The sequence below is a fragment of the Amycolatopsis orientalis DSM 40040 = KCTC 9412 genome (genome assembly GCF_000478275.1).
GTDB lineage: Bacteria > Actinomycetota > Actinomycetes > Mycobacteriales > Pseudonocardiaceae > Amycolatopsis > Amycolatopsis orientalis.
This window is the reverse complement of record NZ_ASJB01000041.1, coordinates 24,915-38,747: the sequence shown is the minus strand read 5'-3', so window position 1 is coordinate 38,747 and position 13,833 is coordinate 24,915. Positions and strand designations below refer to the sequence as shown.

Below are 13,833 nucleotides of genomic sequence, written 5' to 3'. Positions count from 1 at the left end.
AGCCGAGGAAACTCGACCTTCACACCTTCCCCAGTACATGATGGCCCCCTTCCTTGCGCCAGGCGCAAGGAAGGGGGCCATCATGTACTTCACCGCGAGCAAAGCCGCAGGCTACGAGCAGGTACCTAAGTCATTACCACTCACGACGCGATCAGTAGCCCTGGTATCCGCCGCCACCGGCCATGGACTTCAGCCCGGGGTGGCCGTCGAACCCGCCGTAGCGCGAGAACGTGTACCGGACACCCGCGATGATGTTGTCGACCGGATTGTAGATGTCGTCGTGCCCCGGCAGCTTGTGCGCGTTGAAGGTCGGGTCGATGCACTGCATCAGGCCCTTCGACGGAGTGCCCTTCGCCGCGTTGGAGTCCCAGTTGTTGATGGCGTTGGGATTACCGCCGGACTCCTTCTCGATGATCGTCCAGATCTTCTGGATGTCCGCGTCGGTCACCGGGATCCCGGCCGCCTGCAGGATCTTGATGGCTTCCTGGATCCATTGCTGGACGTTGCCCGGCGGCGTCGTCGACGGCGGGCCACCGCTCGGCCCGAGGCCGCCGCCCCCACCGCCACCGCCGCCGCCTCCTCCACCGCCGCCACCTCCGGCGTGGAGACCGCCGGTGCGTTTGGGGACGGTGCCGTCCTTGCCGGGCATCGGGACCTTCGAGTAGCCGCCCTCGATGTCCTTCTTCATCAGCTCCTGGGACTTCTGGATCATCTGGTTGGCCTGATCGAGCAGGCCCTTGACCCGGGTGTCGGCGGTGCTGGTGACCGTGTTGATCTCGGTCTTGGCCTTCTGGATGATCTCGGCGGCCGAAGGACTCGGCGCCGGCTTGTGATCCTTCTCGGCCTGCGCGGCCGCGTTCTTCGCGGCGTCGGCGGCGGCCTGCGCCTTGGTGTTGATGGCGTTGACCTGCTCTTCGGCGCCCTTGTAGGCGTCCGCGACCTGGGTTTTGATGTTGCCGAGGTCGGTGTGGACGCGATCGAGGTCGTCCACGACCTTGCCCAGCTGTGCCTCGACGTTCTGTCCGGCCTTGGTGATGGACCTGACGTACTCGAAGAAGGCGTCCGCGGCCGGGCCGCTCCAGACGCCGCCGTTGAGGGCGTCGGTCGATCGGGTCAAGGCCGCGCTGTGGTCGCCCGCGTTGTCGGCCGCCGTCTTGAACTGCACCGAAGCGTTGTGGATGGCGTCGAGGTTCACCTTGGCGACCTGGTCGGCCTTCTTGACGAGTTCACCCCAGCCGTCCGGCGTGCCGGCGCCGACACCGTTCAAAGCCACTGCTCAAGCCCCCTTGGTTTCCGGCCCCCAGGCCTGGCGAGTTCTCACAGGTCCCCGTGCACCTTCAGGTTGTCCACGTGGACCGCTTCGGTCTCCTTGATCAGCCCTGCCGCCTTTCGCAGCACGAAGGCCGTGGCCTCCATCAGCTGACCGGCCGAATCGAATTCGTTGTGGACACCTTGTTTGAACTTGCCGACCGCGCCGTGCGCGTCGCCGTGTTCGTCCACTCCGCCGAAGGGGCTTTCCTTCTCGTCATCCATCCCGGTGACGCCTTTTTTGGTCTTCTCGAACTCGTCCTTGAGCTTCTCCACCTGACCGGCGGCGATCCCCATGGAATCCGGGTCGTACACAGGCACGGTTCGTCATCCCCTTCACGGAAAACTCGTATCCGCCCGATCAGACGCGCGGCCGATCAGGACGGTTCCCGCGCACACTTTAAGACCTCCGCAGCGGGCCGTGTGCGCATCCACGCCAAGTTCCACCCCGCCGATATCGAGTTCACGAAACGGTTGAATCGGGCAAGTCAGAAATCGGCGACTTCCCGGATCCGCGTCGCCAGCAGCTGATTGTCCGCCGGGGTGATGGTCGCCCAATCCCGGCCGTCGCGGTTCCGCGCGATCTGGAACAGGTACCGACCGGAGTCCGTGTCGTAGAAGGCGACCACGCTGTCCGCGCGGCGCGGGCGGCCGTCCCGGCCCGCGCGTTCGACGCCGAACTGGCCACGGGCCTCCTGGCCGAGCAGCATGCCTGCCACCTCCTGGGCCTGCCAAAGCGGGACGTCCAGGTCTTCCAGGGCGGTGACCAGTGCTTTCGCGTCGCCGCGGGCGGCGGCGTCGGCGTCGCGGAGGACGTCGTGCGGGATGCTGATCGACTGCCCGACGCCTGGGCCGAGATCGCCCGCGACGGAGACGGCCGCCTCGGCGAGAGCGCCTTCGCGGGCGGGGATCAGCCAGACCTGGCCGGAGTCCACGACGCCGAGCAGGGCCTGGTTGCCGACGCTGACGGCCTGGCCCTTGATCTCCCGATCGGTCCACACCCAGACGTCGATCGCGAACCGGGGGTGCGCGAACAGGTTCAGCATGTCGACCAGCTCGCCGGACGCCTGGTACCCCCGCGCGAGGCCTCGCCCGCGCAGGGATTCCCATGCCTCTTCGATCAGGGCCGCCCGCTCCGTATGGGTCGTTCCCGGACTTGGCACGTCCAGGGAGACATGGCGGCGGGGCAGCCGTTCGGCTTCCCAGAGCATCTCGAACTCGAGTGCGGACAGCACCAGGCTGCCGGTGTCGTTCGGCACAGGTTCAGCGCGCTTCCCGGTTGCCGTGGTCACCGATCACGTCGGGCGACACCATGCGCTCGTCGGTGAACAGATCCTTGTCGTCGACGCCGAAGCGGCGGATGTGCTCCGCGTCCTCTTCCACGTCCTGGGTGGCCGCGCGCTCCATGAACTTCGACTCGGCCTTCGGCTGCTTCGCGCCGATCTTCTCGGAGCGCCGCATCGCCTCCTCTTCGGGAAGCTCGCCGATCGGCAGCTGACGGGTCGGCTTGCCGCCGCCTTCCTGACGGGGACGGCGGTCGCGTTCCTTGTCCCCGCTCAGCGCGCCACCCGCGACACCGGCGCCGAGCGCGGCGGCACCGGCACCCAGGTCGCCCGCGGCCGGGCCGGTGACCTTCGGGACGGCGGGGAAGCCGCGGCCCGACTCGTTGCCGCCCGCCAGTGGCGCCTGCGGTCCGGCGCCGACCGAGCGGCCTTTGCCGAGCGCCTGGTCGCCGCCGCCCTGGCCACCGCCGACGCCACCGAAGACGCCGGGGCCCGAGCTGGAACCGGGGCCCTTGCCGAGGGCGCCGTCGATGCCGGGGCCGGGGCCGAACGACTTGCCCAGTGGTTGCGCCGACGTCGAGCTGCTGCTCGGCGGCAGGCTGCCGGTGGACTGGCCCGGCGGGACGTTCGGGGAACCCGGGGGCAGGTTCGGCGCACCCGGTGGGATGAACGGGGAACCGGGCGAGCCGGTGATCGGGTACGACGGCCTGCTCTGTTCGGGCTGCGGCGCGGGCCGGTTCGGCGTCACCCAGCCGCTGCCGGGCGCCGGGGCGGGCCTGGACGTGCCGGACGGCGTCGTCGGCGCGGCGGCCGCCGGAGCGGTCGCACCGGTGTTGGGCAGCGAAGCACCGGTCTTCCTGGAGACACCGCCTCCGCCGACGGCGACACCGTAGGCCGGGGTCGGCGCGTCGTACGACGGCGCCTTCGGGTTGCTGACGGGCTGCGCGACCGGCGGCACGTACTTCGACTCGACGGCTGCCGACGCGGGCCGCACACTGCCGTCCGGGGTCAGCTCGGTGGCCGTGCCCGCCAGGTCGAGCGGGCCTGCCCCGCCGCCGACCCCGGCCGCGGTCGTGGTCTGGGTGAGGTTCATCGCCTGCGGGTCGGCCAGCGTGTCGGTCGTCAGCAGGTTCTCGCCACTGGTCTTGGCGTAGTCGTTCAACGCCTCCTGCGCCTGCGCCCGCGCGTTGTTCGCCGCGCTGACGCTCTTGGCGTGGTCCGTCTCGAAGCCGATGAGGCTCAGCACGACGTCGCCGAGGGTCAAGCCGCCCGCGCCCTTCCGGACCACTTCCGGATCCGGGAGCTTGTGCAGGGTCCGGTTGAAGGCCTCACCCTGGGCGAAGATCATCTCGGCGGAATGCGAAACCTTCGAATTCGCGTCCTGGGAGAAGCCCGCCTGCTCGGTGAACACCTGACCGGCGGCGCCACCCGCCTCGCTCTGCCATTCCACGCCGAGCTTGCCCAGCTCGTCGCGCAGCGTCTTGTCGGTGTCGGCGAGCGCGGACGCGACGGACTTCAGCGCGTCGACGGCGATGCCGATGCTGCCGGTGCCGTCGCCGCTGCGGAAGCGCTCGATCTCGGTCGCGATCCCGGTGTCGGTGTAGCCGTCGAACCGAAGATCGCGGAGCTTGCCCGCGAGGTCGGAGACGTTCACGGCGCCCTCCCTAATTGCGTGCTTTCAAGGTCTGCAAAGCCATGTCGGCCGCCTGCGCGGACATCTCGCACAGCTGCGGCATGGTGAACGCGCCGGCGGTGACGGTGACGGCCCGTACCGCCAGCGTCTGGCCTTTCGCGACACCGACGAGCGTTTCGCAATCGGCCGGTTTCCCGGCGTCGCGGTAGTTCGTGATGGCGGGGAACCCGCCGACCGCCCTCGGTTCCGTGGTCATGCTGTTCTTGCGGCGCTTGCCGGTGAACCACTCTTCGACGTCCGCGGTGACCGTGCGGAGGTAATAGCTGTGGAAGGGCTGCGCGGCGTCCGCGTCGAGGACACAGGTCGGGCCGTCGATCGGCTCCGCGGCCGCGCGCGGCCTGCTGTTGATCTTGAGCTGGTCGAGCTGGGGCTCGGTGATCAAGGCGCACGGATCGACGCCCTGCAGGCTCAATTCGGCGGGCCGGGCGGGCAACGCGGACGCCTTGGCGCCCTGCGTGGCCGAAGCCAGCGCCGGTTCGTCGGGAAACGCCTGTCCGCCCGTGTCCGTGGTACATCCGGCCAGCACGAGGGTGAGCACCCCGCCGGACACCAGCACACGGGGCCTACGCCCGGTGTACACCACGGTCCCCGAACGCGGCGGCCTTGTCCGCATCACTGGTCTTGTACTCCTTGGCCGCCGTGCGGAGCTGGCTCACCAAGCCCCTGAGCCCGGCCACGTACGCCTTGACCTGCGCGGCGTACGACTGGTCGCCGTCGGCCACGAGCTCGTTCCAGACGCTCGTCGCGTGGACGCTCACGGTGTCGTTGGCCGGAGTGTCGATGCGCAGCTGGTCGAGCCGCGTCAGAAGCTTGTCCTGCAGCGCGTCGACCTGTTCTTCGACGATCTTCGCCACTTCGAGCAGCTTCGATGGATCCACTCTGATGTCGGCCACCGACGGTGGCACGGGGACCGCGGACGTGAGGTCCTGGATCTTGCTCGATGCTGCCATTCCCCACCCCTTGTACGGACGGTGACCGTTCGCCCTGTCGAGGCTACCAACGCTGATGTATCGGCTGCCTAAGCTTCACAGGAAATACCGGGTTAGACGTACCCGGGACCGGAACGGTTCCGTCGGGAATTCACGAGACCGGGGTGGCGATCTCTCCCTTGGCGGCGAGCAGGGCGATGTCGGTGCGGTGGTGCGAGCCGGCGAGGTGGACCTTCTCGACCGTCGCGTAGGCGTCCTTGCGGGCGGCCTTCAGGTTCTTGCCGGTGCCGACGACCGACAGCACACGGCCACCGGAGGAGACCACGGCGCCGTCGTCGCGGCGGCGGGTCCCGGCGTGGAGCACGCCTTCGATCTCGCCACCGGTGATGACGTCGCCCGTCCTCGGCTTGCCGGGATAGCCGTCGGCGGCGATGACGACGGTGACCGCCGCGCCGGAGTCCCAGTCCAGCGGCGGCAGCTCGGCGAGCTTGCCGGTCGCCGTCGCGTGCAGGACCTTGCCGAGCGGGCTGCGCAGCAGCGCCAGGACGACCTGGGTCTCCGGGTCGCCGAAGCGGCAGTTGAACTCGATGACCTGCGGGCCTTCGGAAGTCAGCGCGAGACCGGCGTAGAGCAGGCCGGAGAAGGTGGCGCCGCGGTTGTCGAGTTCGTCGACCACGGGCTGCACGATGCGGGCGACGACGTCGTCGACCAGGTCCTTCGGCGCCCAGGGCAGCGGCGCGTAGGCGCCCATGCCGCCGGTGTTCGGGCCCGCGTCGCCGTCGCCGACGCGCTTGAAGTCCTGCGCGGGCAGCAGCGGGACGACCGTGCGGCCGTCGACGAAGCAGAAGAGCGAGGCTTCCGGACCATCCAAAAAGGACTCCAGGAGCACCGGGTGGCCACCGTCGAGCAGCATCAGCGCGTGCTTGCGCGCGACGTCGACGTCCGTGGTGACCACGACGCCCTTGCCCGCGGCGAGACCGTCGTCCTTGACCACCCAGGTGGGGCCGAAGCGGGCGAGCGCGGCGTCGAGGCGGGCCGGGGTGTCGACCACCTCGCAGTGCGCCGTCGGCACGTTGGCGGCCGCCATGACGTCCTTCGCGAACGCCTTCGAGCCTTCGATCCTGGCCGCGGACGCGGACGGGCCGAAGCAGGCGATGCCCGCCTTCCGGACCGCGTCGGCGACACCGGCCACCAGCGGGACCTCGGGGCCGACCACCACCAGGTCCGCCTGCCACTGCTTGGCGAGGGCGGCGACCGACTCGGGGTCGGCCGCTTCCACGCCGAGCTGCTCGGCCACCGAAGAGGTGCCGGCGTTGCCCGGGGCACAGGCCAGTGCGGTGACGGAAGGGTCTTCCGCGACCGCGAGGACAAGTGCATGCTCACGGGCGCCGGACCCGATTACCAGTACGCGCACGACGCACAGGGTAACCGTGCCGGTGAGCTACGAAGACGTCGCCATCCTCGAGCGGGTGGTTCCATCCGGCGTTCACCCGGCGGTCAGCGCTCCGCCGGTCCGTCTTCGCCGCCTGGACGCCTCCTGCGTCAAGGGTTGCGCGGTACCCCGAGTTCAAGCGAAAGAGGTCATCCACCATGCGAAAGCGCCTGGGCGTGCTCGCCCTGTCCGGACTCGCCGTACTCAGCGTCACAGGGCTGGCGGGCGCCGCCGAGCCGAGCACCCAAGATGTGTCGGCGCTGGCGAAGGGCCACGATGGGCCGGTGATCGTCGGACACCGCGGCGCCCCCGGCTACCGGCCGGAGCACACGCTCGCCTCGTATGAGCTCGCCTACCGCCAGGGCGTCGACTGGGTCGACGTCGACCTGGTGCCCACCAAGGACGGCCAGCTGGTCGCCCGGCACGAGAACGAGATCGGTGGGACCACCGACGTCGCGAAGCACCCCGAGTTCGCGAACCGGAAGACGACGAAGGTCATCGACGGCACGTCGTTCACCGGCTGGTTCACCGAGGACTTCACCCTTGCCGAGCTGAAGACGCTGCGCGCGACCGAGCGGATCCCGCAGCTGCGGCCGAACAACAAGATCTACGACGGCCGCTACCGGATCGCCACCTACCAGGAGGTGCTCGACCTGACGCGCCGCCTCGGCCGCGAACTGCGCCGCGAGCTGGGGACGTACCCGGAGGTCAAGCACTCGACGTACTTCTCGTCGATCAAGAACCCGACCGAACCGAAGCTGGTCGAGCTGCTCAAGCGCAACGGGCTCAACCACCCGAAGGCGCCGGTGATCATCCAGTCCTTCGAGGTGTCGAACCTGATCGAGCTTTCGCGTCAGGTGCGGGTGCCGCTGCTGCAGCTGACCTCGGCGACCGGCGCTCCCGCCGACTTCGTCGCGAAGGGTGACCCGCGGACGTACGCCGACCTCGTCACGCCTGCGGGCCTGAAGGAGATCTCGAAGTACGCGGACTACCTGGGGCCGGAGAAGGCGCAGGTCATCCCGGTGGTGAACGGTGCGCTGGGGCAGCCGACCAGGCTCGTCGACGACGCGCACAAGGCCGGGCTGAAGGTGGGGCCGTACACGTTCCGCAACGAGAACAACTTCCTGCCGCAGAACCTGCGCTCCTCGGCGAACCTCGCCGAGTACGGCAACGCGTTCGCCGAGCAGGAGGCGTTCCTCAAGGCGGGTGTCGACGGGTACTTCGCCGACCACCCGGACACTGCGCTGGAGGCCGTGAAGGCGTTCGAGGGACGCTGACCCTCCCTCGACTGCCATGAAAGGTCCTTTCCTTGCAAATATTGCAAGGAAAGGACCTTTCATGGCGTCCGGAGGGGGCGAGGTCTTGACGGGACCTTGACATGCGCAGGTCGGCGGGCCTAATTTCGGCGGATCTCAATGGTCTGTCCGCATACCTTTTAAGTGGGTGCCCGATGGATGTCCCAGCCAAGCAGGCCGCCGAACCCGCCGACGAAGACAGTGCCCGGCTCCACCAGCTCGGCTACGCGCAGGAACTCCGGCGCACGATGTCGACCTTCTCCAACTTCGCCGTCTCCTTCACCATCATCTCGATCCTCTCCGGCTGCCTGACCCTCTACGGGTTCGGCATGAAGACCGGCGGTCCCGCCGCGATGATCTGGGGCTGGCCGCTGGTCGGCCTGTTCGTCATCCTCGTCGGGCTGGGCATGGCCGAGGTCTGCTCCAGCTATCCGACGGCGGGCGGCCTCTACTACTGGGCCGCGAAACTCGCCCCCCGCAACGGTGCGGCATGGTCGTGGTTCACCGGCTGGTTCAACCTCATCGGGCAGATCGCGGTCACCGCGGGCATCGACTTCGGTGCGGCACTGTTCCTCAACGCCTTCCTCGACCTGCAGTTCGGCTTCGAGGCGACACCGGGCAACACGATCCTGCTGCTGGCGATCATCCTGCTGATCCACGGCCTGCTGAACACCTTCGGCGTCAAGATCGTGGCGCTGCTGAACACCGTCAGCGTGTGGTGGCATCTGGCGGGCGTACTGGTCATCGTCGGGGTGCTCATCATCGTGCCCGAGAAACACCAGGACGCGTCGTTCGTCTTCGGCGAGTTCGTGAACAACACCGGCTGGGCTTCGCCGGTCTACGTCTTCTTACTGGGGCTGTTGCTCGCGCAGTACACACTCACCGGGTACGACGCTTCGGCGCACATGACCGAAGAGACCAAGAACGCGGCGAAGGCCGGGCCGCGCGGCATCGTCAACTCGATCCTCGTCTCACTGGTCGCCGGCTGGGTCCTGCTGATCGGCCTCACCTTCGCGATCCAGGACTACGAAGGCGCCGTCGGCTCGGAAACCGGGGTGCCGCCCGCGCAGATCTTCCTCGACGCGACCGGCGAGACGACCGGCAAGTTCCTGTTGCTGATCTGCATCGGCGCGCAGTTGTTCTGCGGGATGGCGTCGGTGACCGCGAACTCTCGGATGATCTACGCCTTCGCCCGCGACGGCGCGATCCCGGGTTCGAAGTTCTGGCACCGCATCAACAAGCGGACCCAGACACCGACCAACGCGGTGTGGCTGGCCGCCGGCGGCGCGCTCCTGCTGGCCCTGCCGTACCTCTGGAGCGCGACCGCCTACGCGGCGGTGACCTCGATCGCGGTCGTCGGCCTCTACGTGGCCTACGTGATCCCGGTGTTCCTGCGGGTGCGCAAGGGCGACGACTTCGAACCGGGGCCGTGGAACCTCGGCCGGTGGGGCAAGCCGATCGGCATCGTCGCGACCATCTGGGTCTGCTTCATCTTCGTGCTGTTCATGCTGCCGCAGGGATCACCGGTCACCATCGACAGTTTCAACTACACGCCGATCGCCTTCCTCGTCGTTCTCGGTGGTGCCGCGGTGTGGTGGTTCGCCTCGGCACGCAAGTGGTTCACAGGTCCGAAGGTCCAGGGTTCCGAAGAGGAACTCGCCGCCGTGGAACGGGAACTCAAGGAACTCGGGTAACGGTCTCCTGGGCGCGGCCGACGCGGACTCCGGTCACCGCGGCCGCGCCCAGCCCACCGACCGCGGCGAAGGCGTAGAAGCCCCAGGGATACGCGATGCCCGCGCTCAGCAGGGCACCGCCGAGGATCGGGCCGCAGATCGCGCCGACCCGGCCCACCCCGGCCGCCCAGCCGATTCCGGTGGCGCGCATGGCGGCCGGGTACGTCTTGCCGATGTAGGCGTACACGAGAACCTGCGCGCTGAACACGAAACCGCCGGTGAGGAACACAGCGACGTACAGACCGGCCGCGGGTAGTTTCACGCTCAGCAGGGCGAGGAAGACCGCCGCCCCGAGGAACCAGGCGATCACCGACGGCCGCACGCCCACCTTGTCCGCCACCCGGCCCGCGACGAGCAGGCCGACGACCCCGCCGAGGTTCAGCGTGAGCAGCAGTCCGAGCGCCGCGCCGAGCGGGTACCCGGCCTGGCGCATGATCTCCGGCAGCCAGGTGTTGAGCCCGTAGACCAGCAGCAGCCCCATGAACGACGTCACCCAGAACGCGAGGGTGGCCCGCAGCAGACCGCCCCGGAACAGCCCGCCGACGACCTCCGCCGCCGACTTCTCCTGCGTCTCCCGCGCCCGCTCGAAGGACTCGGATTCGGGCAGGTACTTGATCATCAGCGGCACCAGCACGAGCGCGGGCAGCGCGCCCGCGACGAACATCGCGCGCCAGCCGAGCGGCTGGATCAGCCAGATGCCGAGCAGGGCGGTGAGCACCGCGCCGACGTGGTAGCCGGTCATCACCGTGGTGGTGGCGCTGCCGCCCCTTCCCTTGCGCGCGTACTCGGTGACCAGCGCGATCGCCGTCGGGAGACAGCCACCGAGGCCGAGCCCGGCGAGGAAGCGGAACAGCCCGAAGAAGAACGCCGACGGCGCGATCGCGCACAGCGCGGTGCACACCGAGAAGGCGCCGACCGCGATGATCAGCGCCTTCCGCCTGCCGATGACGTCGGTGATCGTGCCGATCGCCATCGCGCCGATCATCATGCCGATCAGCCCGAAGGTCGAGATCACCGACGCCGTGCCGGGGGTCAGGCCCCAGACGTGGTCACGGAGCAGTGCGGGCAGCACCGTACCCAGGACGACCAGGTCGAATCCGTCGAGCAGCACCGCCGTCCAGGCGAGCGGGACCACCCACGAACGGGCCGTGGCAGGGGACATGGGGACCTCCAGCTGTGTTCGCTATGCGCACGAGTATGCACAATCCGAACGCTGTGAGCAAGGCCACTGGTCCCTGGGGATTTATCAGCCCTGGGCGAGGTCTCCGAGAACGCGCCAAGTGCGGAGCCGTTCCTCCGTGCCCCGGGTGCCCGCCTGGGTCGCGACGACCTCGGTCGCCCCGGCGTCGAAGTACCGGCGGATCTCAGCGGCGACGGTCTCCTCGTCCCCGGCGATCACCAGATCCCCGGCGGAATCCACGCCCTGCGCGTCGAAGATGGCGCGGTAGGAGGGGATGTCGCGGAAGAAGGCGTACTGCCGGTCGACGATGGCGCGGAAGTCGTCGGGCTCGTCGGTCACCGCCACCGGCACCATCGCGATGATCCGCGGCGCCGGACGGCCCGCGGCGGCCTTGGTGATCTCCGGGACGATCAGCCCGGAAAGCGCCTTCGGCCCGGCAAGGAACGGGATCGTGCCGTCGGCGAGTTCGCCGGTGACGCGCAGCGCCTGCCGTCCCATCGCGGCGACGATCAGCGGGATGTCCGAGGATCCGGCGACCCGCACCGACGCGCCGAAACCCTTGGCGTGCGCGCTGACCGTCTCGCCCTGGAAGTCGATCTCGCCGTCGTCGAGCACCTGGCGAAGGATCGTGAGGTACTCGCGAAGGTGCTTGATCGGCGGCGGGTACTCGACGCCGTACGCCGGTTCGAGCCAGTTCTTCGCGCCGGTTCCGAGGCCGAGGACGAACCGGCCGCCCGTCGCGGCCTGCGCCGTCTGCGCCAGTCCGGCGATCAGCAGTGGATGCCGCGGGTAGATCGGGACGACGCCGGTCCCGACGGCGATCCCCGGCACGGCGCGGCCCGCGAGGGCGGCGACGGTGATGGCGTCGTGCTCCATCTGCTGGGAGAACCAGACCGATGTCAGGCCGGCCTCGGCGGCTTGAGCTGTCTGCGTGACGAGTTCGTCGACGATGTTGACGGCGTTCGCGGTGTCCCCGGACGGGAGTGCCACTCCGATGGTCATGTTCAACGCTAACCGCGCCGTCCAAAGGATATTTCGGTGTTCACCAGTTGAGAACACGCGCACGGTCTCCCGCGGTGGCCCACCCTGGGCGGCGTCCGACACCTCGATCCTGGAGTGACCCGATGTCGCTGACCGATGTCATCGAAGGAACCAAGACCGCCGTCGACGCCGACCCGCGCAACGCCGCCGTTTCGTTCAGCGTCGCCAACGCGTTGAAACCCGGAACCGCGACGCGGGTGGACGTCCGCGTGCGCGACCACACGCTCACCGTCGACGAACCCGCCGCGCTGGGCGGCACCGACACCTCGGCCAATCCGGTCGAATACGCGCTCGCCGCGCTCGGTTCGTGCCAGGTGATCACGTACCAGTTCTGGGCGGCGAAACTCGGGGTGCCGCTCGACGGGGTCAAGGTGACCGTGGACGGCGACATCGACCTGCACGGGTTCTTCGGGTTCTCGGAGTCGACCCGGCCCGGCTTCGGCGATGTACGGGTCTCTGTCGAGCTGAGCGGGCCTGCCGGGGCGGAGGTCTACGAAGACCTGAAGCGGCAGGTGGACGAGCACTGCCCGGTGCTGGATCTGTTCCGGAACCCCACTCCGGTGAAGACCTCGCTCACCTGAGCCGCCATGAAAGGTCCTTTCCTTGCGAAATTTGCAAGGAAAGGACCTTTCATGGCACGCGTAAGGGCGTCAGACGAACTCGTGCCGCACGATCGTCTGCTCCCGGCCCGGACCGACGCCGATCGCCGAGATCCGCGCGCCCGAAAGCTCTTCGAGGCGCTCGACGTAGGCCCGCGCGTTCGCGGGCAGCTCCTCGAAGGTGCGGCAGCCCGAGATGTCCTCGAACCAGCCCGGCAGCTCTTCGTAGATCGGCAGCGCGTGGTGCACGTCGGTCTGCGTCATCGGCATGTCGTAGGTGCGGAACCCGTCGACCTCGTAGCCGACGCACACCGGCACCTTCTCCAGCCCGGACAGCACGTCCAGCTTGGTGAGGAAGTAGTCGGTGATGCCGTTGACCCGCACCGCGTAGCGCGCGATGACCGCGTCGAACCAGCCGGTGCGCCGCGAGCGGCCGGTGGTGACGCCGAACTCGCCGCCCTGCTTGCGCAGGTACTCGCCGGACTCGTCGTCCAGCTCGGTCGGGAACGGGCCGGAGCCGACACGCGTGGTGTACGCCTTGAGGATGCCCAGGACGGTGGTGATCTTGCCGGGGCCGATGCCCGAACCCGCGCTCGCGCCGCCGGACGTCGGGTTCGACGACGTCACGAACGGGTAGGTGCCGTGGTCGACGTCGAGCAGGGTGCCCTGCGAGCCTTCGAGCAGCACCGTCTCGCCGCGTTCGAGGGCCTGGTTGAGCTGCAGGCGCGTGTCGGCGATGCGGTGCGCGAACTTCTCGCCCGCGGCCAGCACCTCGTCCGCGACCTGGTCGGCGTCGAGCGCCTTGCGGTTGTAGACCTTGACCAGGACCTGGTTCTTGAACTCCAGTGCCGATTCGACCTTCTGCCGGAAGATCTTCTCGTCGAGCAGGTCCTGGACGCGGACGCCGACGCGGGCGATCTTGTCCTGGTAGCAGGGGCCGATACCGCGGCCGGTGGTGCCGATCTTGCGGCTGCCAAGGTAACGCTCGGTGACCTTATCGATGGCGACGTGGTACGGCATGATCAAGTGCGCGTCGGCGGAGATCAGCAGCTTGCTGGTGTCGACGTCGCGTTCTTCCAGCCCGGCGAGTTCGTCGAGCAGCACGGCGGGGTCGATCACGACGCCGTTGCCGATGACGTTGGTGACGCCCGGCGTGAGGATCCCGGACGGGATGAGGTGGAGCGCGAAGTTCTGCCCGTCGGGAAGGACTACGGTGTGGCCCGCGTTGTTACCGCCTTGGTAACGCACGATCCACTGGACGCGGTCGCCGAGCAGGTCGGTGGCCTTGCCCTTGCCCTCGTCCCCCCATTGGGCCCCGATCAGCACGATGGCCGGCATGT

Annotated in this window: 13 protein-coding genes; 3 read left to right on the top strand and 10 right to left on the bottom strand. The window is 68.7% G+C overall.

Features of this window, described 5'->3' with window-relative positions; translation table 11 throughout:
• Positions 1–151 precede the first annotated feature (151 nt).
• The 7 genes from L324_RS10585 to purD all read right to left on the bottom strand — a co-directional run bounded on the left by L324_RS10585 (position 152) and on the right by purD (position 6,627).
• The gene (locus tag L324_RS10585; RefSeq protein WP_037306088.1) at positions 152–1,273 is read right to left on the bottom strand and encodes a transglycosylase SLT domain-containing protein; all 1,122 of its coding nucleotides are present in this window, start codon (positions 1,271–1,273) and stop codon (positions 152–154) included.
• Between the two features lie 44 nt (positions 1,274–1,317).
• Positions 1,318–1,629, bottom strand: a complete 312-nt coding sequence (locus tag L324_RS10580) for a hypothetical protein (protein WP_026467133.1) — start codon at positions 1,627–1,629, stop codon at positions 1,318–1,320.
• A 167-nt stretch (positions 1,630–1,796) separates the two neighbouring features.
• On the bottom strand, positions 1,797–2,567 hold the full coding sequence (locus tag L324_RS10575; RefSeq protein WP_037306084.1) for an ESX secretion-associated protein EspG: 771 nt from the start codon (positions 2,565–2,567) through the stop codon (positions 1,797–1,799).
• A 4-nt stretch (positions 2,568–2,571) separates the two neighbouring features.
• Positions 2,572–4,245 carry a PPE domain-containing protein gene (locus L324_RS10570; protein WP_037306082.1) on the bottom strand — a complete coding sequence of 558 codons (1,674 nt, stop codon included), beginning with the start codon at positions 4,243–4,245 and terminating at the stop codon, positions 2,572–2,574.
• A gap of 10 nt (positions 4,246–4,255) precedes the next feature.
• Positions 4,256–4,897 carry a DUF3558 domain-containing protein gene (locus L324_RS10565; protein WP_235783485.1) on the bottom strand — a complete coding sequence of 214 codons (642 nt, stop codon included), beginning with the start codon at positions 4,895–4,897 and terminating at the stop codon, positions 4,256–4,258.
• On the bottom strand, positions 4,848–5,234 hold the full coding sequence (locus tag L324_RS10560) for a PE domain-containing protein (protein ID WP_037306080.1): 387 nt from the start codon (positions 5,232–5,234) through the stop codon (positions 4,848–4,850). Before L324_RS10560 ends, L324_RS10565 begins: the two co-directional genes overlap by 50 nt.
• A gap of 130 nt (positions 5,235–5,364) precedes the next feature.
• Positions 5,365–6,627, bottom strand: coding sequence for a phosphoribosylamine--glycine ligase (purD, locus tag L324_RS10555; RefSeq protein WP_037306078.1), 1,263 nt, complete (start codon positions 6,625–6,627; stop codon positions 5,365–5,367).
• A 176-nt stretch (positions 6,628–6,803) separates the two neighbouring features.
• Here purD and L324_RS10550 point away from each other — a divergent pair, with 176 nt between their 5' ends.
• Entirely contained in the window at positions 6,804–7,922 is a 1,119-nt protein-coding gene (locus L324_RS10550) for a glycerophosphodiester phosphodiesterase (RefSeq protein WP_037306077.1), read from the top strand.
• Positions 7,923–8,095: 173 nt separating this feature from the next.
• Positions 8,096–9,634, top strand: coding sequence for an amino acid permease (locus L324_RS10545; RefSeq protein WP_037306076.1), 1,539 nt, complete (start codon positions 8,096–8,098; stop codon positions 9,632–9,634).
• Here the strand turns inward: L324_RS10545 and L324_RS10540 are convergent.
• Positions 9,618–10,835: an MFS transporter gene (locus L324_RS10540; RefSeq protein WP_037306075.1), complete on the bottom strand. Its 1,218-nt coding sequence runs from the start codon at positions 10,833–10,835 to the stop codon at positions 9,618–9,620. The genes L324_RS10545 and L324_RS10540 overlap by 17 nt on opposite strands.
• 84 nt (positions 10,836–10,919) lie before the next feature.
• Positions 10,920–11,855 carry an LLM class F420-dependent oxidoreductase gene (locus L324_RS10535; protein ID WP_037306073.1) on the bottom strand — a complete coding sequence of 312 codons (936 nt, stop codon included), beginning with the start codon at positions 11,853–11,855 and terminating at the stop codon, positions 10,920–10,922.
• Positions 11,856–11,977: 122 nt separating this feature from the next.
• On the opposite strand from L324_RS10535, the gene L324_RS10530 reads away from it, so the two are divergent.
• A complete protein-coding gene (locus L324_RS10530) occupies positions 11,978–12,475 on the top strand; it encodes an OsmC family protein (RefSeq protein ID WP_037306071.1) in 498 nt (165 codons plus the stop codon).
• A gap of 69 nt (positions 12,476–12,544) precedes the next feature.
• Here L324_RS10530 and L324_RS10525 read toward each other — a convergent pair whose 3' ends face one another.
• On the bottom strand, positions 12,545–13,831 hold the full coding sequence (locus L324_RS10525) for an adenylosuccinate synthase (RefSeq protein WP_037306069.1): 1,287 nt from the start codon (positions 13,829–13,831) through the stop codon (positions 12,545–12,547).
• Positions 13,832–13,833: the final 2 nt, after the last annotated feature.